This window comes from Streptomyces sp. NPDC048650 (assembly GCF_043199095.1).
GTDB lineage: Bacteria > Actinomycetota > Actinomycetes > Streptomycetales > Streptomycetaceae > Streptomyces.
Window position 1 is genome coordinate 209,626 of sequence record NZ_JBICVM010000001.1, and the last position, 20,574, is coordinate 230,199.

General features: G+C 73.8%; 16 protein-coding genes. 11 read left to right on the plus strand and 5 right to left on the minus strand.

Going from position 1 to position 20,574, the window contains the following annotated elements; translation table 11 throughout:
- Window positions 1-7 precede the first annotated feature (7 nt).
- On the minus strand, window positions 8-463 hold the full coding sequence (locus ACGFML_RS01075) for a PPOX class F420-dependent oxidoreductase (RefSeq protein WP_393538611.1): 456 nt from the start codon (window positions 461-463) through the stop codon (window positions 8-10).
- On the opposite strand from ACGFML_RS01075, the gene ACGFML_RS01080 reads away from it, so the two are divergent.
- Window positions 462-1,022: a DUF6333 family protein gene (locus ACGFML_RS01080; RefSeq protein WP_393538612.1), complete on the plus strand. Its 561-nt coding sequence runs from the start codon at window positions 462-464 to the stop codon at window positions 1,020-1,022. The two genes, ACGFML_RS01075 and ACGFML_RS01080, sit on opposite strands and share 2 nt — an antisense overlap.
- On the opposite strand, the gene serC is transcribed toward ACGFML_RS01080, so the two are convergent.
- Both serC and ACGFML_RS01090 read right to left on the minus strand, forming a co-directional pair.
- On the minus strand, window positions 1,001-2,119 hold the full coding sequence (gene serC / locus ACGFML_RS01085; RefSeq protein ID WP_393538614.1) for a phosphoserine transaminase: 1,119 nt from the start codon (window positions 2,117-2,119) through the stop codon (window positions 1,001-1,003). The genes ACGFML_RS01080 and serC overlap by 22 nt on opposite strands.
- 93 nt (window positions 2,120-2,212) lie before the next feature.
- Window positions 2,213-3,163 (minus strand): helix-turn-helix transcriptional regulator, encoded by a 951-nt coding sequence (locus ACGFML_RS01090; protein ID WP_393538616.1) that lies wholly within the window; start codon window positions 3,161-3,163, stop codon window positions 2,213-2,215.
- A gap of 58 nt (window positions 3,164-3,221) precedes the next feature.
- On the opposite strand from ACGFML_RS01090, the gene ACGFML_RS01095 reads away from it, so the two are divergent.
- The gene (locus ACGFML_RS01095) at window positions 3,222-6,146 is read left to right on the plus strand and encodes an FAD-binding and (Fe-S)-binding domain-containing protein (protein WP_393538617.1); all 2,925 of its coding nucleotides are present in this window, start codon (window positions 3,222-3,224) and stop codon (window positions 6,144-6,146) included.
- A 52-nt stretch (window positions 6,147-6,198) separates the two neighbouring features.
- Here ACGFML_RS01095 and ACGFML_RS01100 read toward each other — a convergent pair whose 3' ends face one another.
- The gene (locus ACGFML_RS01100) at window positions 6,199-7,077 is read right to left on the minus strand and encodes a LysR family transcriptional regulator (protein WP_393538619.1); all 879 of its coding nucleotides are present in this window, start codon (window positions 7,075-7,077) and stop codon (window positions 6,199-6,201) included.
- Window positions 7,078-7,297: 220 nt separating this feature from the next.
- Here ACGFML_RS01100 and ACGFML_RS01105 point away from each other — a divergent pair, with 220 nt between their 5' ends.
- The 9 genes from ACGFML_RS01105 to ACGFML_RS01145 all read left to right on the plus strand — a co-directional run bounded on the left by ACGFML_RS01105 (window position 7,298) and on the right by ACGFML_RS01145 (window position 18,908).
- Window positions 7,298-8,191, plus strand: a complete 894-nt coding sequence (locus ACGFML_RS01105) for a DMT family transporter (RefSeq protein ID WP_393540340.1) — start codon at window positions 7,298-7,300, stop codon at window positions 8,189-8,191.
- A gap of 266 nt (window positions 8,192-8,457) precedes the next feature.
- Window positions 8,458-9,267 carry a TIGR03084 family metal-binding protein gene (locus tag ACGFML_RS01110; RefSeq protein ID WP_393538621.1) on the plus strand — a complete coding sequence of 270 codons (810 nt, stop codon included), beginning with the start codon at window positions 8,458-8,460 and terminating at the stop codon, window positions 9,265-9,267.
- Complete coding sequence (locus ACGFML_RS01115; RefSeq protein WP_393538623.1) at window positions 9,264-11,003, plus strand: acyclic terpene utilization AtuA family protein; 1,740 nt, start codon at window positions 9,264-9,266, stop codon at window positions 11,001-11,003. Before ACGFML_RS01110 ends, ACGFML_RS01115 begins: the two co-directional genes overlap by 4 nt.
- Window positions 11,000-12,598 (plus strand): acyl-CoA carboxylase subunit beta, encoded by a 1,599-nt coding sequence (locus tag ACGFML_RS01120; protein ID WP_393538625.1) that lies wholly within the window; start codon window positions 11,000-11,002, stop codon window positions 12,596-12,598. The genes ACGFML_RS01115 and ACGFML_RS01120 overlap by 4 nt, the downstream gene beginning before the upstream one ends.
- A gap of 8 nt (window positions 12,599-12,606) precedes the next feature.
- Entirely contained in the window at window positions 12,607-14,499 is a 1,893-nt protein-coding gene (locus tag ACGFML_RS01125; protein WP_393538627.1) for an acetyl/propionyl/methylcrotonyl-CoA carboxylase subunit alpha, read from the plus strand.
- 79 nt (window positions 14,500-14,578) lie between these two features.
- Entirely contained in the window at window positions 14,579-15,799 is a 1,221-nt protein-coding gene (locus ACGFML_RS01130; RefSeq protein ID WP_393538628.1) for an acyl-CoA dehydrogenase family protein, read from the plus strand.
- Window positions 15,800-15,889: 90 nt separating this feature from the next.
- Entirely contained in the window at window positions 15,890-17,476 is a 1,587-nt protein-coding gene (locus ACGFML_RS01135) for a 4-coumarate--CoA ligase family protein (RefSeq protein WP_393538630.1), read from the plus strand.
- On the plus strand, window positions 17,476-18,246 hold the full coding sequence (locus ACGFML_RS01140; RefSeq protein WP_393538632.1) for an enoyl-CoA hydratase family protein: 771 nt from the start codon (window positions 17,476-17,478) through the stop codon (window positions 18,244-18,246). The genes ACGFML_RS01135 and ACGFML_RS01140 overlap by 1 nt, the downstream gene beginning before the upstream one ends.
- On the plus strand, window positions 18,234-18,908 hold the full coding sequence (locus ACGFML_RS01145) for a TetR/AcrR family transcriptional regulator (RefSeq protein WP_393538633.1): 675 nt from the start codon (window positions 18,234-18,236) through the stop codon (window positions 18,906-18,908). Before ACGFML_RS01140 ends, ACGFML_RS01145 begins: the two co-directional genes overlap by 13 nt.
- A 134-nt stretch (window positions 18,909-19,042) precedes the next feature.
- On the opposite strand, the gene ACGFML_RS01150 is transcribed toward ACGFML_RS01145, so the two are convergent.
- Window positions 19,043-20,143 carry a citrate synthase 2 gene (locus tag ACGFML_RS01150; RefSeq protein ID WP_393538635.1) on the minus strand — a complete coding sequence of 367 codons (1,101 nt, stop codon included), beginning with the start codon at window positions 20,141-20,143 and terminating at the stop codon, window positions 19,043-19,045.
- Window positions 20,144-20,574 lie beyond the last annotated feature (431 nt).

Below are 20,574 nucleotides of genomic sequence, written 5' to 3' on the forward strand. Positions count from 1 at the left end.
GGCCGGACTAAGGGGTGTCCGCGCCGCCGGCGGTGCCGCCCGGGGTGCCTGCGCCGCCGCCCGCGCCCTCCGCCAGGCGCAGCTCGTAATGCAGCGTCTTCTCCTTCTTGAGGCGGTGCAGCAGCGGCACCAGCAGCCCGTGGATCAGCGGGTACTTACGGGTCAGGGAGCGCTCGGCGCGCCGGTACTCGCGGGTCTGCGGGTCGAGCATCCGCACCCGCGCCGGGTACGGGGGGCCGGTCGGCCGGCCGCGCCAGGTGGACGCGCAGATCTCCACGTCGGGGAAGTTCCGCATCCGCTTGGCCTTCCAGGCGCTGCCGTAGGTGCGGAAATAGGCGTGGTCGCCGTCGACAGCGAGGTTGACCGGGGTGCCGACGCCGGTGCCGTCCCGCTTGTACGTGGTGAGCAGGATCGTCCCCTGGCGTTCGAACTCGGCGAGGCCGGGGCCTGGTGGAGTCGTCATGCGTCCATACAGGCACATCCCGCCCGTTTCGTCACTCCGCGCGAGGGTCGCGTTCCGCGATGCGTCCGTACGGGCGTCCCTTCGCGGGTCCGTTCGGGCGGGGCGGGGTCGGGGCCGGGAAGTCGGGGCGGGCCGGGGGCCGGGGCGGGCGACCCTGCAATGGACCCAGATCGTCGAGTCGTTGGGGACCGTTGAGAAGGTCCTGGAGCAGCTGCCTGACCGTAGCTGGGAGGACCTGCCGGAGCCGGAGGTGCGGGCCGACCTCGATCTCGTCGCGGTCGGCTGCTGGGGCCGTCTCGTACGGATCGTCGATCCGGCGCTGGGCAGCAGCTTCACCGTGCTCGCGATGAGGCGGGGTTCGACCTCGACGAGGAGCCCGGCCGACGCCGGTGGCGGGAACTCGGCAACCTCGCCCTCGGCGGACCGTCGGTCGCACGTCGCACGTCGCCGGGAGTGTCGGCGCCTCGCCGGGGCAACGACGTGGGCCCCGGCGGTCGTCGCCCGCCGGGGCCCGGGAATGCGCGAAGGGCGTGCCCGTTACAGCTTGTCGATGACGTAGTCGATGCAGGCCGTCAGCGCCTCGACGTCCGACGGCTCGATGGCCGGGAACATCGCGACCCGCAACTGGTTGCGGCCCAGCTTGCGGTACGGCTCGGTGTCGACGATGCCGTTGGCACGCAGCGTCTTGGCGACGGCGGACGCGTCGATGTCGTCGTTGAAGTCGATCGTGCCGATGACCGCGGACCGCTTGGCCGGGTCGACGACGAACGGGGTGGCGTACTTGGACTCCTCGGCCCAGCCGTAGAGGGTGCGGGCGGAGGTGGCCGTGCGGCGGACCGCCCAGTCCAGACCGCCCTGGCCGTTGAGCCACTCCAGTTGCTCGTTGAGCAGGAAGAGGGTGGACAGCGCAGGGGTGTTGTACGTCTGGTTCTTGAGGGAGTTGTCGATCGCCGTGGGCAGCGAGAAGAACTCCGGGATGTGCCGGCCGGACGCGTGGACGGCGCGGGCGCGCTCCAGGGCGGCCGGGGAGAACGCCGCCAGCCACAGGCCGCCGTCGGAGGCGAAGGACTTCTGCGGGGCGAAGTAGTAGACGTCGGTCTCGGCGATGTCCACGGGCAGGCCGCCGGCGCCGGAGGTGGCGTCGACCAGGACCAGCGCGCCGTCGTCCGCGCCCGCGACCCGCTTGATGGGGGCGGCGACGCCGGTGGAGGTCTCGTTGTGGGTGAAGGCGTAGACGTCGACGCCCTGTTCGGCCTGCGGGTCCGGGTGGCTGCCCGGGTCGGCGGAGATGACGGTGGGCTCCGCCAGCCACGGCGCCAGCTTGGCGGCCTTGGCGAACTTCGAGGAGAACTCGCCGAAGGAGAGGTGCTGGGACTTGTTCTCGATCAGACCGTGCGTCGCGATGTCCCAGAACGCGGTGGAACCGCCGTTGCCGAGCACGACTTCGTAGCCCTCGGGGAACTGGAAGAGGTCGCGTACGCCGTCACGCACCTTGCCGACCAGGTTCTTGACCGGGGGCTGGCGGTGTGACGTACCGAGGAGAGAGGTACCGGTGGCGGCCAGGGCGCCGAGCGCCTCCGTACGCACCTTGGAGGGGCCCGCGCCGAAGCGTCCGTCGGCGGGCTTGATGTCAGCGGGAATCTGGATATCAGCCACGGAGGAAGCCTAATCCGTCCCGACGGGGCGTCCGGCGGTGCGTCCACCGGATGAGATGGCGGCGAGTCGTGCGGTGAGACAGGGCGCCCCCGGTCAGCGGCTCGGACGATCATCCGGCGGCCGCGCCGCCGGGTCCCCGGCGTACACCGCACCGATGTCGGCCGCGGCCCGCGCCAGCACCCGCCTGGCCGCCGGCGGATCCAGCACCTCCAGGGTGTCGCCGAACTGCAGCAGCTGGCGCACGGCCTCGACCACCGGGTACGCCAGCTCGATGACGGCCCAAGGGTCGTCCGCTGCCCCCGTCCGCGGCGGCCCGGTCAGCGCCGGCCCCAGGATGCGCTCGGCCAGATCCAGCCGATCCCGGCGGATCCGGGCGGTCACCCGCACCCCCGCGGGCCGTTCCTCCACCCCGCGCCGCAGCTCCTCCCACACCTGGGCCAGCTCCACCCCCGCCCGCCGCCGCACCGGGACGTCCGTCTCGACCGCCGCCGCCACCCGGTCGGCACGGAACAGCCGCGGCCGGCCGCGCCGGTCGGCCACCAGATACCAGGTGCCCGCCTTGACCACCAGCCCGTACGGATCGACGGTGTAGGTCCGCAGGCGGGTCTCGCCGCCGTGGCGGTAGCGGATGCGCAGCCGGACGTCGCGGAAGACGGCGCCGTTCAGCTCGTCCAGCGCGACGGCCGCCCGCGGGCCGCTGCGCCACCTGTCCGGATCGACGAGGATCCGGCGGCTCGTCACCTCGGCGGCCGGGCGGTGCGACGCGGGCAGCGCCACCATCACCTTGCGCAGTGCGGAACCGAGCGCGTCGGCCAGTCCGAGGGCGGAGTGCGTGCCCTGCGTCGCCATGATGAACAGCGCCCGCGCCTCGTCGGTCGTCAGCCCCGTCACATCCGTACGGAAGCCGGGCAGCAGCGCGATGCCGCCGTGCCGCCCGCGCTCGGCGTAGACCGGCACCCCGGCCGCCGACAGCGACTCGACGTCGCGGTAGACGGTCCGGGTGGAGACCTCCAGCCGCTCGGCGAGCTCAGAGGCCGGGACCACCCGTTCGAGGAGGCGACGATCGACACATCCGCCGCCCGATGACGGGCAGGCTGGGGGCATGGCTGATCGTGCGCAGACGTCGGATACCGAGAAGCCGGACCTGGCACCAGGGCCGGAACGGGACCTGGAGAGGGAGCTGTCGGCCGCGGTGCGAGGGGAGGTCTCGTTCACCGCGGCGGACCGGGCGCTGATGACGATGGACGCGTCCAACTACCGCCGCGTGCCCCGGGCGGTGGTCGCACCCCGGGACGCCGAGGACGTCGCCGCGGCGCTGCGGGTGTGCCGGGAGCACGGCGTGCCGGTGGTGCCGCGCGGCGCCGGGACCAGCATCGCCGGGCAGGCGACCGGCGTCGGTGTGGTCCTCGACTTCACCCGCCACCTGCGCCGCATCGTGTCGCTGGATCCCGAGGCCCGCACCGCCGTCGTCCAGCCGGGCGTCATCCTGGACGATCTGCGGTCGGCCGCCGCCCCGCACGGCCTGACCTTCGGCCCCGACCCCTCCACCCACAGCCGCTGCACCCTCGGCGGCATGATCGGCAACAACTCCTGCGGGTCGCACTCGGTGGCCTGGGGCACCACCGCCGACAGCGTCCACGAGTTGGAGCTGCTGACGTACGGCGGCGAGCGGGTGCGGGCGGGGCGCGGCACGGACGCCTCGGGCGCACCGGTCGGCCTGCCGCCGCGCCTCCGCGACGGCGTCAAGGCGCTGGTGGACCGGGAGTTGGCCCTGCTGCGCACCGGCTATCCGGGCGGCCTGCCGCGCCGTATCTCCGGTTACGCCCTGGACGCCCTGCTGCCGGAGTCGGGCACCGACCTGGCCCGCGCCCTGACCGGCAGCGAGGGCACCCTCGGCGTGCTGACCGAGGCGACCGTACGGCTCGTGGAGACCCCGGCCGCGCGGGCGCTGGCCGTCCTCGGCTACCCGGACGAGAGCGCGGCCGCCGAAGCCGCGCACACCCTCCTCCCGCACCACCCGCTGACCGTCGAGGGCATGGCCGCCGACCTGGTCGGCAGCGCGGAGGGGCTGCCCAAGGGCGGCGCCTGGCTCTTCGTGGAGATGGGCGGTGCGAGCCCGGCCGAGGCGACGGCACGGGCCGGTGACCTGTGCCGGGCGGCGGCCGCCGGCACCACGGCCCACACCGTCGTCGCCGACCCGGCAGGCCAGCGCGCGCTGTGGCGCATCCGCGAGGACGCCTCGGGCACGGCCACCCGCATGCCCGACGGGAGCGAGGCGTGGCCGGGCTGGGAGGACTGTGCCGTCCCGCCCGCCCGACTGGGGCCCTATCTGCGGGACTTCCGCGCCCTGCTCGCCCAGTACGGCCTGCGCGGCACGCCCTACGGCCACTTCGGCGACGGCTGCATCCACGTCCGCATCGACTTCGACCTGCTGACCGACCCCGGAATCCGCCGCTTCCGCGAGTTCTCCTACGACCTGGGCGAACTGGTGGTCTCGCACGGCGGCTCCCTCTCCGGCGAACACGGTGACGGCCAGGCCCGCGCCGAACTCCTGCCGAAGATGTACGGCCCGGAACTGGTCGGCCTCTTCGGGCGGTTCAAGGACCTGTGGGACCCGGCGGCCGGCCTCAACCCCGGGATGCTCGTCCGCCCCGCCCGCCTCGACGAGAACCTGCGCTTCGACGTCCTGCCCAAGCGCCCGGTCCCGGTGGAGTTCGGCTATCCGCACGACGACGGTGACTTCTCGGCGGCCGTGCGCAGGTGCGTGGGCGTGGCCAAATGCCGTGTCGCATCGACGGGACCCGGTTCGCCCGACGTCATGTGCCCCTCCTTCCGCGCCACCGGGGAGGAGGCGCACTCGACCCGCGGCCGGGCCCGCCTGCTGCACGAGATGCTGGCCGGCGAGGTCATCACGGACGGCTGGCGCTCGCCCGAGGTACGCGACGCCCTCGATCTGTGCCTCTCCTGCAAGGGCTGCCGCAGCGACTGCCCGGTGGGCGTCGACATGGCCACGTACAAGGCGGAATTCCTCCACCACCACTACGCGGGCCGGATCCGCCCCGCCGCGCACTACGCGATGGGCCGCCTGCCGCAGTGGCTCCACGCCGCCGCCCCGGCCGCGCCCGCACTGAACGCCCTCGCCCGCACCCCGCTGGCCGCCGTCGCCAAACGCCTCGGCGGGATCGCGCCCGAGCGCACCATCCCGCACCTGGCCGCCGAACCCTTCACCCGCTGGTGGTGGCGCCGCCGCAAGGCCGGGACCGTCCGCCCCGCCGGACGGACCGTCGTCCTGTGGCCCGACACCTTCACCAACTTCCTCTCCCCGCAGGTGGGCCACGCCGCGGTCAAGGTCCTGGAAGCGGCGGGCCTGCGCCCCCTCCTCCCGCCGACCGCACCACCGGGGGCGGTGAGCACCCTGCGCCGCCGCCACCGCCCGCTGTGCTGCGGCCTGACCTATGTCTCCACCGGCCAGCTCGACCAGGCGCGCGCCGTGATGCGCCGGACCGTCGACGTCCTGAGCCCACTGCTCGCGGCCGGGCGCCCGCTGGTCGTGCTGGAGCCCAGCTGCGCCGCGGCCCTCCGCACGGACCTGCCCGAACTCCTCTCGGGCGACCCCCGCGCGGCCCGCCTCGCCGCCTCCGTGACGACGTTCGCCGAGGCCCTGGTGACCCTGGCCCCCGACTGGCAGCCGCCCCGGATCGACCGCCCGGTCGCCGGCCAGACCCACTGCCACCAGCACGCGGTCCTGGGCGACACCGCCGACCGCCGACTGCGCGAACAGGCCGGCCTCACCGGGGAGCTGAGCGGCGGTTGCTGCGGACTGGCCGGCAACTTCGGCTTCGAACGCGGCCACTACGACGTCTCCGTCGCCTGCGCCGAGGACCAACTCCTGCCTGTGGTACGAGAGTCGGGGCCCGACACCGAGATCCTCGCCGACGGCTTCTCCTGCCGGACCCAGCTCGACCAGCTGGGGGGCCGCCCGGGGCGCCATCTGGCGGAGGTGCTGGCGGAGGCGCTGGTGGACTAGGCGGAGTCCCACCCGCCGGGGAGTGAGGGAGCCGTGAGTGGAGCAGCCGGCCTCAGCCGTCGGGCGGGCCGCCCCCCGGCCGACCGAGTACCTCGTGGGCCAGCGCGATCAGGTCCGGGACGCGAGGGTGCGCGGGGCCGTCGCGCCAGGCCAGGACCACGGGGACGGGCGGGGCGTCGATGAGGGGGACGTAGGCCATCGCCGGGTGGGGGTGCATGCCGGCGGTGGCGGAGGTGGTGACGCCGACGGCGCGGCCGCCGGTGATGGCGGCGATCCAGTCGTCGGTGTTGCCGATGGTGATCGTGGCGGCGGGGCGGGCCGCGGCGGGCCAGAGGTCGAGGGTGGTGGTGCCGGAGACCGTGTTCAGGGCGATGGTGCGGTCGGCGAGCTCGGCGAGGGAGAGGGCGGGGCGGCGGGCGAGCGGGTCGTCGGCGGGGAGCCCGGCGACCCGGGGCTCGGTGGTGAGCTGTTCGGTGACCAGCCCCGGGGCCCGTACGTCGCCGCGGAGCAGGGCCGCGTCCACGTCGCCACGGGCCAGGCCGGCGGTGCGGTCGTCGATGCGCAGGAGCTCGAGCGGGGTGTCGGGGTGCTCCTCGTGCCAGCGGCGCAGCAGTGCGGTGGTGTACGTGCCGGCGGCCGACCAGGCGTGGCCCAGTCGTAGCGGCCAGGCGGCGCCGTGGGCGTGGCCGAGGGCGCGGTCGAAGGCGGTGACGGCGACGGCCGCCCGGTCGCGGAAGGTGAGACCGTCGGGGGTGAGCGCCAGGTGGTGGGTCGAGCGGTCGACGAGGCGCAGGCCCAGCTCCTGTTCCAGCTGGCGCAGGGTGCGCGAGACGGCCGGCTGGGTCAGATGCAGGCGCTCGGCGGCGCGGGTCACGCTGAGTGTGTCGGCGATGGCGAGAAAGCAGCGGAAATGACGCAGCTCGATGCTCATGCGTGCGGAGCATAACAACAGGGGAAACGGCATTTCACGGACCGGAAGGGCGGGCCTTAGCGTGGGGGATGTGAATCCTGCGCCCACCCCTTCCGACGGCCCGATATCGGCCGGTTCCGCTTCGTCCGCCGCGCCGGTGTCCGGCACCGGCGGCTCCACGGCCGTCTCCGGAGTGCCGCAGGACGGCGGGATCCCGCACCCGGTACCGGCGTCGCCGGAGGTGCTGACGGCAGAGGCCGAGGCCGGGGCGGGCGGCGCCGGCGGGGCGCGCGGACGGCTCGCGTCGGTGGCGCTGGTGATCGGCGGGATCGTCTCGCTGCAGTTCGGCTCGTCGGTGGCGGTGCTGCTCTTTCCGCGCGCCGGTGCGCTCGGCGTCGTCACGCTGCGGCTGGTCGTCGCGTCGCTGGTGCTGCTGCTCGTCTGCCGGCCGAAGCTGCGCGGGTACACGCGGGGCGACTGGAGCACGGTCCTCGCCTTCGGTGTGGCGCTGGCCGGCATGAACTCCCTCTTCTACCAGGCGATCGACCGCATCCCGCTGGGCGCGGCCGTCACCCTGGAGTTCCTCGGGCCGCTGATCCTTTCGGTGGCCACCTCGCGCCGCCTGCTGAGCGTGGTGTGGGCGGCGCTGGCGCTCGGCGGCGTGGTCCTGCTCGGGCGCGAGGGATTCGACGGTCTCAACCTCACCGGTGCGGCGTGCGCGCTGGCGGCCGGCGGGCTGTGGGCCGCGTACATCCTGCTCTCGGCCCGTACGGGACAGCGTTTCCCGCAGGCGGACGGCCTGGCGCTGGCGATGACCGTCGCCGCGCTGCTCAGCCTGCCCCTCGGCATCGCCGGCGCGGGCGGGGCGCTGCTCGACCCCGTCACCGTGGGGCTGGGCGCCGCGGTCGCCCTGATGTCCTCCGTGCTGCCCTACACCCTGGAACTGCTCGCCCTGCGCAAGCTCCCGGCCTCCGGATTCGCGGTCATGATGAGCCTGGAGCCGGCCGCGGCGGCCACCGCCGGATTCCTGGTCCTGCACCAGGCGCTGGGCTGGGCCGAGGTGGCGGCGATCGGGCTGGTCGTGGTCGCGAGCGTGGGCGCGGTACGGAGCGCGGGGTCCGCGGCACACGGCTGAGCGGACCGCCGGCCGCGGCACACGGCTGAGCGGACGGCCCGGGACCCGGCGGATGCGCCGGGCCCCGACAACTCGGCGCGACCGCCCGCCGGTACGGCAGAAAATCATGCAGGCGTGCTTGATTGTTTTGTGCGCCGCTGCCACGCTCGGAGCGCACCAGCACCAGCCGAACCCGTACCGCGTCGCACGGCACCCGTATGCCGTCCCGCCGACGCCAACATGCCCTGCCTGCACCGCAGCCGGGGTGGTGAGGGAGTGAGTGTCGCGTGTCCGATCCCGCCGCCGTCATGGCGGACCTCAGGCAGGAGAGCGAGGAGCTGGACGCCCTGGTCGCCGGCCTCCCGGCCGAGCGGTGGGCGACACCGACACCCGCCGCGGGCTGGACCGTCGCCCACCAGATCGCCCACCTCGCCTGGACCGACCAGAAGGCGCTGCTCGCGGCCACCGACCCGGACCGCTTCGCGCAGGAGGCCGTGCCGGAGGCGCTCGCCTCGCCGCTGACCTTTGTGGACGAGGGGGCCGAGGCGGGGGCGAAGGAACCGCCCGCGCAGCTGCTCGACGGCTGGCGCACCGGCCGTGCCGCGCTGGATCGGGCGCTCGCCACATGGCCGGCGGGCGACAAACTCCCGTGGTACGGCCCGCCGATGAGCGTCGCCTCGATGGCGACCGCGCGGCTGATGGAGACCTGGGCGCACGGCCAGGACGTCGCGGACGCACTGGGGGTCACCCGCACCCCGACCGCCCGGCTGCGCCACATCGCCCGGATCGGCGTACGCACCCGCAACTTCGCCTACTCCGTCCACCGGCTCGCCCCGCCCGACGAGGAGTTCCGGGTCGAACTGCGGGCCCCGGACCGGCAGACGGTCTGGGACTACGGGCCGCCGGACGCGGCGCAGCGGGTGACCGGCGACGCGCTGGAGTTCTGCCTGCTGGTGACGCAGCGGGCGCACCGCACCGACCTGCCGACCCTACGGGCCCAGGGGGCGGACGCGGAGCGGTGGCTGGAGATCGCGCAGGCTTTCGCGGGCCCGCCCGGGAAGGGCCGCACACCCCAGGCGGAGGGCGGCCCGCGATGACCGGTGGCCCGGTCCGGCCGCTCGGCGCCGACCCCGCCGTCCTCCGCGTCGGCAACGCCTCCGGCTTCTACGGCGACCGCTTCGACGCCGTCCGCGAGATGCTCACCGGCGGCCCCCTCGACGTGCTGACCGGCGACTACCTCGCCGAGCTGACCATGCTCATCCTCGGCCGGGACCGCCTCAAGGACCCCGGGCGCGGCTGGGCCAGGACCTTTCTGCGGCAGCTGGAGGAGGGGCTGGGGCTCGCCACCGACCGCGGGGTCCGGATCGTCACCAACGCCGGCGGCCTGAATCCGGCCGGACTCGCGGACGCCGTACGGGAGTTGGCGCAGAAGGTCGGCGTCCGCGTGCGGGTGGCCCACGTCGAGGGCGACGACCTGACCGGCCGGCGGAGCTGGGGCGAGGGCGTGCTGACCGCCAACGCCTATCTCGGCGGCGGGGGTATCGCGGAGTGCCTGCGGGCCGGGGCCGATGTGGTGGTGACCGGGCGGGTCACCGACGCGGCGCTGGTCAGCGGTGCCGCCGCCGCGCACTTCGGCTGGCGGCCGCAGGACCTCGACCCGCTGGCCGGCGCCGTCGTCGCCGGGCACGTGCTGGAGTGCGGCACCCAGGCCACCGGCGGGAACTACTCCTTCTTCGACGCCGACGGCGCGCCCGCCCCACTGCACCCCGGCTTCCCGCTCGCCGAGATCGCCGCCGACGGCAGCGCGGTGATCACCAAACACCCGGGGACCGGCGGCACGGTCTCGACCGGGACGGTCACCGCCCAACTGCTGTACGAGACGGCCGGTGCGCGCTACGCCGGCCCGGACGTGACGGCCCGGCTCGACACCGTACGGCTCACGGAGGACGGGCCGGACCGGGTCCGGATCGCGGGCGTACGGGGTGAGGCGCCGCCGCCGACCCTCAAGGCAGGGCTGACCCGCCTGGGCGGCTGGCGCAACGAAGTCACCTTCGTCCTGACGGGACTGGCGGTGCCGGCCAAGGCCGAGCTGGTGCGCCGGCAGATGGAGGCGGCCTTCGACGCCGGAGGCCACCGCCCGGCCGAGGTGCGCTGGACGCTCGCCCGTACCGACCGGCAGGACGCCGACGTCCAGGAGGAGGCGAGCGCGCTGCTGCGGCTGGTGGTGCGGGACGCCGACCAGGACGCGGTGGGCCGGGTGGTCAGCGGCGCGGCGATCGAGCTGGCGCTCGCCAGCTATCCCGGCTTCCACGTCACCGCGCCGCCCGGCAAGGGCACGCCGTACGGCGTCTTCGAGGCGGTGGCGGTGCCCGCGGCCGAGGTCCCGCACACGGCCGTCCTGCCCGACGGCACCCGCGTGCCCATCCCACCCCCTTCCGAAGTGAGGGAGTGGGAGCGGCTCGCCGACCCGGAGCTCCCCGAACCACTCGACCCCGCGCTGCCCACCCGCCGCGCCCCCCTGGGGCTGGTCGCCGGTGCCCGCAGCGGCGACAAGGGCGGCTCGGCGAACATCGGCGTCTGGGCCCGTACCGACCGGGCGTGGCGCTGGCTGGCCCACTCCCTGACCACCGACCGGCTGCGCGAACTCCTCCCCGAATGCGCGGATCTGCCGGTCGACCGCCATCTCCTGCCCGGCCTGCGCGCACTGAACTTCGTCGTCGACGGGCTGCTCGGGGAGGGCGTCGCGGCGCAGGCCCGGTTCGATCCGCAGGCCAAGGCCGTGGGGGAGTGGCTGCGCTCGCGGCACATGGACATACCGGAGGTGTTGTGGTGACCGTGCTCGGAACGGGGCTGGACCCGGCGAGTGCCGAGTACCGCGAGCGTCGCGCGGCGATGCTCGGAAAGCTGTCGGAGATCGAGGCCGAACACGGCAAGGCGGTCGCGGGCGGCGGCGAGAAGTACGTCGACCGCCATCGGGAGCGCGGCAAGCTGCTCGCCCGCGAGCGCATCGAACTCCTCCTGGACCCCGACACGCCCTTCCTCGAACTCTCCCCGCTCGCGGCCTGGGGCAGCGACTACGCGGTGGGGGCGTCGCTGGTCACCGGCATCGGCGTGGTCGAGGGCGTCGAATGCCTGGTGACCGCCAACGACCCGACCGTACGCGGCGGCGCCAGCAACCCCTGGACGCTGAAGAAGGCGCTGCGGGCGAACGAGATCGCCCAGGCCAACCGCCTGCCGGTCGTCTCGCTGGTGGAATCGGGCGGCGCGGACCTGCCCAGCCAGAAGGAGATCTTCATTCCGGGCGGGGCGCTGTTCAAGGACCTCACCCGGCTCTCGGCGGCCGGAATCCCGACCGTGGCCGTCGTCTTCGGCAATTCCACGGCCGGCGGCGCCTACGTCCCCGGCATGTCCGACCACGTCGTCATGGTCAAGGAGCGGGCCAAGGTCTTCCTGGGCGGGCCGCCGCTGGTCAAGATGGCGACCGGCGAGGAGAGCGACGACGAGTCGCTGGGCGGCGCCGAGATGCATGCCCGCACCTCCGGCCTCGCGGACTACTTCGCGCTGGACGAGCCGGATGCGCTGCGCCAGGCGCGCCGGGTGGTCGCCCGCCTCAACTGGCGCAAGGCGCACGCCGATCCGGCCCCGGCCGCGCCGCCCCGGTACGACGAGGACGAGCTGCTGGGCATCGTCCCCGGCGACCTCAAGGCCCCGTTCGACCCCCGCGAGGTCATCGCGCGGATCGTGGACGGCTCCGACTTCGACGAGTTCAAACCGCTGTACGGGCCGAGCCTGGCCACCGGCTGGGCCGAGCTGCACGGCTACCCGGTGGGCATCCTCGCCAACGCACAGGGCGTGCTCTTCAGCGCCGAGTCCCAAAAGGCCGCGCAGTTCATCCAGTTGGCCAACCAGCGCGACATCCCGCTGCTCTTCCTCCACAACACCACCGGCTACATGGTCGGCAAGGAGTACGAGCAGGGCGGCATCATCAAGCACGGCGCGATGATGATCAACGCGGTGTCGAATTCGAAGGTCCCCCACCTCTCCGTCCTCATGGGCGCCTCCTACGGCGCCGGGCACTACGGGATGTGCGGCCGGGCCTACGACCCCCGCTTCCTCTTCGCCTGGCCGAGCGCCAAGTCCGCCGTCATGGGGCCGCAGCAGCTCGCGGGTGTCCTGTCGATCGTCGCCCGCGCCTCGGCCGCGGCCAAGGGCCGGCCCTACGACGACGAGGCGGACGCCGGGCTCCGCGCCATGGTGGAGCAGCAGATCGAGTCGGAGTCGCTGCCGATGTTCCTGTCCGGGCGGCTCTACGACGACGGCGTCATCGACCCGCGCGACACCCGTACCGTCCTCGGCCTGTGTCTGTCCGCCCTCCACACCGCGCCGGTCGAGGGCGCGCGGGGCGGCTTCGGCGTCTTCCGGATGTGAGGCAAGAAGTGATCCGTTCCGTACTCGTCGCCAACCGGGGCGAGATCGCCCGCCGGGTGTTCCGTACCTGCCGTGAGCTGGGCATCTCCACCGTCGCCGTGCACTCGGACGCGGACGCCGGGGCGCCGCACGTCCGCGAGGCGGATGTGGCGGTCCGCCTGACGGGCGACGCCCCCGCCGACACCTACCTCCGCGCCGACCTGATCGTCCGGGCCGCGCTGGCCGCCGGCGCAGACGCCGTCCACCCCGGCTACGGCTTCCTCTCCGAGAACCCGGGATTCGCGGCCGCGGTGGCCGACGCGGGCCTGACCTGGATCGGGCCGCCACCCGCCGCCATCGAGGCGATGGCCTCCAAGACCCGGGCCAAGGAACTGATGGCGGCGGCCGGGGTGCCGCTGCTGGCGCCCGTCGACCCGGCCACGGCCACCGAGGCCGACCTGCCGCTGCTGGTGAAGGCGGCGTCCGGCGGCGGCGGCAGAGGCATGCGGGTGGTCACCGAACTGGACCGACTGACCGACGAGTTGAAGGCCGCCGAGGCCGAGGCGGCGGCCGCCTTCGGCGACGGCGAGGTGTTCGTCGAGCCGTATGTCGTCGGCGGCCGCCACGTCGAGGTGCAGATCCTCGCCGACGCCCATGGGACGGTCCACACGCTCGGCACCCGCGACTGCTCCCTCCAGCGCCGCCACCAGAAGGTCATCGAGGAGGCCCCGGCGCCCGGGCTCCCCGACGCGCTGCGCGACACCCTGCACGAAGCCGCCGCACAGGCGGCCCGCGCCATCGACTACCGCGGCGCGGGCACGGTGGAATTCCTGGTGTCCGACGGGCGGGCGTACTTCCTGGAGATGAACACCCGCCTCCAGGTGGAACACCCGGTCACCGAGGAGATCTACCGCCTCGACCTCGTCGCCCTCCAGCTACGCGTTGCCGAGGGCCGGGCCCTGGAGGCCGAGGCGCCCGCCTGCTCCGGGCACGCCGTCGAAGCCCGCCTCTACGCCGAGGACCCGGCGGCCGACTGGCGCCCGCAGACCGGCACCCTGCACCACCTCGCCGTGCCCGACGGCGTGCGGCTCGACTCCGGCGTGACCGACGGCGACACCATCGGCGTCCACTACGACCCGATGCTCGCCAAGGTCATCGCCTGGGCCCCGACCCGCGACGAAGCCGTACGCAAGCTGGCGGGCGCCCTGGAGCGAACCCGGATCCACGGCCCGCTCACCAACCGCGACCTGCTCGTACGATCCCTGCGGCACCCGGAATTCGCCGACGCCACCGGACTCGACACCGGTTTCTACGACCGCCACCTCGCCGCGCTGACCACGGCCGAAGCGGCCGGCACCGAGGTCTTCGCGCTCGCCGCCGCCCTCGCCGACGCCGCCGGCCGCTCCCGCTTCGGCGGCTTTCGCAACGTGCCGTCGGGGCCGCAGACCAAGACCTACCGCTGCGCGGAGACCGAGTACCGGATCCGCTACCGGCTGGCGCGCGACGGGCTGCTCGCCGAGGACCTCCCCGGCGTCCGCCTGGCCGGCCTCGCGGCCGACGCCGTCGTACTCGAAGTGGACGGCCTGCGCCGGCGGTTCACGGTCTCCCGCTACGGCGAACAGGTCCACGTCGACTCGGCGGCCGGCGCCCGCACCCTCACCGCACTGCCCCGATTCCCCGACCCGGCCGCCCGCACCGAACCCGGCTCGCTGCTCGCGCCGATGCCCGGCACGGTCGTCCGGATCGCCGCCGGGCTCGCCGAAGGGGACCGCGTCGAGGCCGGGCAGACGCTGCTGTGGCTGGAGGCGATGAAGATGGAACACACGATCACCGCACCGGCCGCCGGCACTCTCACCTCCCTGCCCGCCCGCACCGGACAGCAGGTCGAGGTGGGCGCGCTGCTGGCCGTCGTCGCGGACTGAGCCACGCCCTCTTCCACCCCCCGCCACGCCCTCTCCCGCCTCCGTAACGCCCCTCATCCACTCCACACAAGGAGCCGTCATGAGCAACCCTGTGATCGAGACCGAGGAACACCGCGACCTGCGGGCCGCCGTCGCGGCGCTCGGCAAGCGCTACGGCCGCGAGTACTTCGCCCGGGTCGTCGCCGAGGGCCGGCACACCGACGCACTGTGGGCGGAGGCCGCAAAGCTCGGCTACCTCGGCGTCAACCTCCCCGAGGAGTACGGCGGCGGAGGCGGTGGCATCACCGAACTCTCCATCGTGCTGGAGGAGTTGGGTGCCGCCGGCTGTCCGTTGCTGATGATGGTCGTCTCGCCGGCGATCTGCGGGACGGTGATCGCACGGTTCGGCACCGACGAGCAGAAGCAGACCTGGCTGCCGGGCCTGGCCGACGGCTCCCGCAAGATGGCGTTCGGCATCACCGAGCCGGACGCCGGATCCAACTCGCACCGCATCACCACCACCGCCCGGCGGGACGGCGCCGATTGGGTCCTCAACGGCCGGAAGGTGTTCATCTCGGGCGTCGACATCGCCGACGCGACGCTGATCGTCGGCCGGACCGAGGACGCGCGGACCGGCCGGCTCAAGCCCTGCCTCTTCATCGTCCCGCGCGACGCCCCCGGCTTCGGCCGCAGCCCGATCGCCATGGAACTCGCCGCCCCCGAGAAGCAGTTCGAGCTGACCCTGGACGAGGTACGGCTGCCCGCCGACGCGCTCGTCGGTGGGGGCACTCCCCCAGCTACCGCTGGGGGTGCCCCCACCCACGCGTCCAGCCGTGGGGGAGAGGACGCCGGGCTCCTCCAGCTCTTCGCCGGCCTCAACCCCGAGCGCATCATGACCGCCGCCTTCGCCCTCGGCATGGGCCGCTACGCCCTCGACCGGGCCGTCGACTACGCCCGCACCCGGCAGGTCTGGAAGGAGCCCATCGGCAGCCACCAGGCCATCGCGCACCCGCTCGCCCAGGCCCATATCGAGCTGGAGCTGGCCCGGCTGATGATGCAGAAGGCCGCCCACCTCTACGACCTCGGCGACGACATGGGCGCCGGAGAGGCCGCCAACATGGCCAAGTACGCGGCGGCCGAGGCGGCGGTGCGCTCCGTCGACCAGTCCGTCCACACCCTCGGCGGCAACGGCCTCACCCAGGAGTACGGGCTCGCCTCGATGATCACGGCCGCCCGGGTGGCGCGGATCGCCCCGGTCAGCCGGGAGATGATCCTCAACTTCGTCTCCCACCAGTCCCTGGGACTGCCCAAGTCGTACTGAGCACGCCGCCCGGAACGGTGACCGGCACCTCGCCGGTCACCGGCGAGACGTACGCACACCGACGAAGCCGTCGAAGGGGAGGACCACGCCATGGTGTTCCAGGTGTTCCGCAGTGAGTACGAGGACGTCGCGCCCGTGGAGCTGCCGATCCACGAGGCCGTGCTGGGGCGGGCCGCGGAGTACGGCGACCGGCCGGCACTGATCGACGGAGTCGACGGCACCACCGTCAGCCACGCCCAGCTGGACCGCCACAGCCGCCGGATCGCGGCCGCGTTCGCGGCGGCCGGGGTGGCCAAGGGCGATGTCCTGGCGCTGCACAGCCCCAACACGGTGCTCTTCCCCGCGGTCTTCTACGCCGCCTCGCGCTGCGGGGCGGCGGTCACCACCGTCCATCCCCTCGCCACCGAGGGCGAGTTCGCCACCCAGATACGGGACTCCGGGGCCCGCTGGATCGTCACCGTGGCGGCGCTGCTGGAGACCGCCCGCGCCGCCGCCGGGCGCGGGGACGCCGTCGCCGAGATCTTCGTCTGCGATCAGGCCGAGGGCCACCGCTCGGTCCTCGGCCTGCTGGACTCCACCGACCCCGAACCGTCCGTCCCCCTCGACCCGGCCGACGACCTGGCCGTGCTGCCCTACTCCTCCGGCACCACCGGAAGCCCCAAAGGCGTGATGCTCACCCACCGCAACATCGCCACCAACCTCGCCCAGCTGGACCCCCTGGTCACCAGCGGCCCCGACGACCGCATCCTGGCGGTGCTGCCGTTCTTCCACATCTACGGCCTCACCGCCCTGATGAACGCCCCGCTCCGCAACGGCTCCACCGTCGTCGTGCTGCCCCGCTTCGACCTGCGGCAGTTCCTGGCCGCGATCGACCGGCACCGCATCACGGCCGTCTATGTCGCACCGCCCATCGTGCTGGCCCTCGCCAAACACCCCCTGGTCGACGACTACGACCTCTCCTCCCTCCGGCACATCGTCTGCGCGGCCGCCCCGCTGGACGCCGAACTCGCCGGGGCCTGCTCCCGGCGGCTCGGCCTGCCGACCGTCCGGCAGGCGTACGGGATGACGGAGCTCTCGCCCGGCACCCATGCCGTACCGCTGGACGAGCCGGCCCCGCCGCCGGGCGCCGTCGGCAAGCTGGTCCCCAGCACCGAACTGCGCATCGTCGGCCTGGAGGCCGGCGAGGACCTGGCCGCGGGCGCGAGCGGCGAGATCGTCATCCGCGGCCCGCAGGTGATGAAGGGCTATCTGGGACGGCCCGCCGAGACGGACGCGATGATCGGCCCCGACGGCTGGCTGCACACCGGTGACGTCGGGCGGGTGGACGAGGACGGCTGGCTGTACGTCGTCGACCGCGTCAAGGAACTGATCAAGTACAAGGGGTACCAGGTCGCCCCCGCCGACCTGGAGGCACTGCTGCTCACCCACGAGGCCATCGCCGACGCCGCCGTCATAGGAGTCGACGGCGCGGACGGCAACGAGGTGCCCAAGGCGTTCGTCGTACGGCAGCGGGGGGCCGCGCTGAGCGCGGAGGACGTCATCGCGTACGTTGCCGAGCGGGTCGCCCCGTACAAGAGAGTGCGCCGCGTGGAGTTCCTCGACAGCGTGCCGCGCGCCACCACCGGCAAGATCCTGCGGCGCGAACTGCGCGCCAGGGAAAGGAGCTCGACGGCCTGATGACCGACGCACCCACGACACCCCTCGTTGTGCGCTCCCACGAGCGCGGCATCACCACCCTCACCCTGGACTCACCGCACAACCGCAACGCGCTCTCCGCCCGGCTGGTGGCCGAACTCCATCAGGCGCTCGCCGACGCCGCGGCCGACGACGCCACCCGCGCCGTCGTGCTCACCCACACGGGCGGGACGTTCTGCGCCGGCGCTGACCTGTCCGAAGCGACGTCGGGGGCGGCGCAGGACGGCCCGCTGGGGCTGGCCCGGCTGCTGCGCGCGCTGGTGGAGCTGCCCAGACCGGTCGTCGCGCGGGTCACCGGTCACGTCCGGGCCGGGGGGCTGGGGCTGCTCGGCGCCTGCGACATCTCCGCGGCCGGCCCGGACGCCACGTTCGCCTTCACCGAGGCCCGGCTCGGCCTCGCGCCCGCCGTGATCTCGATGCCGCTGCTGCCGCGCCTCGACCCGCGGGCCGCGGGCCGCTACTACCTCACCGGGGAGAAGTTCGGCGCCGCGGAGGCGGCCCGGATCGGGCTGGTGACACTGGCAGCGGACGACGTGGACGCCGGCCTCGCGCCCGTACTGGAGGGGCTGCGCAAGGGCTCACCGCAGGGGCTGGCCGCATCGAAGAAGCTGGTCACGGCCGAGGTGTTGCGCGCCTTCGACCGCGACACCGAGGCGCTCGCGGAGCAGTCCGCGAGGCTCTTCGGCTCCGCCGAGGCCCGCGAGGGCATGACCGCCTTCCTGGAGCGACGGGCCCCGACATGGGCCCGCTGACCCCGTCCCGCGGTCCCAAGCAGCCGCAGCAGGAACGCAGCCGGGCCACCCGGCTCAGGCTCCTGGAAGCGGCCATCTCCTGCCTGGCGGAACGCGGCTGGAGCGGCAGCACGGTCTCCGTCGTGGCCGAGCGGGCGGGCGTCTCCCGGGGCGCCGCCCAGCATCACTTCCGCACCCGCGAGGACCTGTTCACGGCCGCCGTCGAGCACGTCGCCGAGAAGCGGCAGGGCGCCCTGAAGGCGGTCGCGCACAATCTGCCGCCGGCCGGCTCCATCGCCCGCACCTGGATCATCGTCGAGGAGCTGGTCGGCCTCTACACGGGCCCGCTCTTCCGCGCCGCGCTCCATCTGTGGGTGGCGGCCTCCGACGAGGACCAGCTGCGCGAGCGGGTCACCGCACTGGAGGCCCGGGTCGGCCGCGAGGCCCACCGGACGGCGGTGGCACTACTGGCGGCCGACGAGAGCGTCGCGGGCGTACGGGAGACGGTGCAGGGGCTGCTGGACATGGCCCGTGGCCTCGGGCTCGCCAATCTGCTGACCGACGACACGACCCGGCGCGACCGGGTGGTGGCCCAGTGGGCGAAGATCATCGACGATGTGCTGAACTCGGTGGGTCCCGGGACGCAGCGGGGGCCCGGAGCGATCCCCGGGCCGGGGACGTAGCGGGGATCCGGAGCGACCGCCGGACCGGGGACGCCACCCGACGCAACCGCACCGTGGAGCTCGAGGGCGGGCCCCGAGGACGCTGCCCCGGGCGCCGTCGAGCTCCACGGTCCGCCGAAGGCGCGGGCCGGGGCTCAGCCCGCGATGTCCTGGTGGCCCGCGATCTCGCGCGGGCTGCGCGACGGCGGACCGACATAGCGGGCCGAGGGGCGGACGAGGCGGCCGGTGCGCTTCTGCTCCAGGATGTGGGCGCTCCAGCCGGCCGTCCGGGCGCAGGTGAACATCGACGTGAACATGTGCGCCGGGACCTCCGCGAAGTCCAGGGTGATGGCCGCCCAGAACTCGACGTTGGTGGCCAGCACCCGGTCCGGGCGGCGATTGTGCAGCTCCTCCAACGCGGCCTTCTCCAGCGCCTCGGCGACCTCGAAGCGCGGTGCGCCCAGCTCCTTCGCCGTGCGGCGCAGCACGCGGGCGCGCGGGTCCTCGGCGCGGTAGACGCGGTGGCCGAAGCCCATCAGCCGCTCGCCGCGGTCCAGGGCCTGCTTGACGTAGGCGGTGGCGTCGCCGGTCCGCTCGATCTCCTCGATCATGCCCAGGACGCGCGAGGGCGCGCCGCCGTGCAGCGGACCGGACATCGCGCCGACCGCACCGGACAGCGCCGCCGCCACATCGGCGCCGGTGGAGGCGATGACCCGGGCGGTGAAGGTGGAGGCGTTCATGCCGTGCTCGGCGGCCGACGTCCAGTAGGCGTCGACGGCCTTGACGTGCTTGGGGTCGGGCTCGCCGCGCCAGCGCTTCATGAAGCGCTCCACGACGGTCTCCGCCGTGTCGATCTCCTTCTGCGGCACCATCGGCAGGCCCTGCCCGCGCGCCGACTGGGCGACGTACGACAGCGCCATGACGGCGGCGCGCGCGAGGTTGTCGCGGGCCTCCGCCTCGTCGATGTCCAGCAGTGGTTTCAGGCCCCACACCGGCGCGAGCATGGCCAGCGCGGACTGCACATCGACCCGGATGTCACCCGAGTGCACGGGAATCGGGAACGGCTCGGCGGGCGGCAGACCGGGGTTGAACGCGCCGTCGACCAGCAGCCCCCAGACGTTCCCGAAGGACACCTGACCGACGAGGTCCTCGATGTCGACGCCGCGATAGCGCAGGGCGCCGCCTTCCTTGTCCGGTTCGGCGATCTCCGTCTCGAACGCGACGACTCCCTCAAGTCCGGGTACGAAGTCGGACATCAGGCGGCTCCTCATGATGGGGACGGCACACGGCCCGGGGCCGGATGCCGTGCAGTCGAGTCTGGTACGGGCGCCGCTGCGATTACACGGCTGCGCGGGGGCAGCTCGCGGTCCGCAGCGGTCACCCGGGTGATGCCCCGCCAGGGCATGGGTCACGCGACGGGTTCCGCCCACGGTGGGTCGGGGCCGCGGGCGGGCACGGTGCGATGTGGTGCGTGTGGTGACGGGCCTCCTCAGGGCGCACATGATGCGTCCCTTCAGGCCGGCCACGATAGCTTCCGATGTTCACAGGCCACAGTGGGCAGGCCCGTGATTTTGGCGGGTTCGTCACCTGCGGGACGGCGTGACATCCGGCACACTGGTCGATTCGCCGACGGAAGGGTTACGTCCGGTCGACGGCGGGCAGACTTCCGCCCCTTCCGGCTGACCCG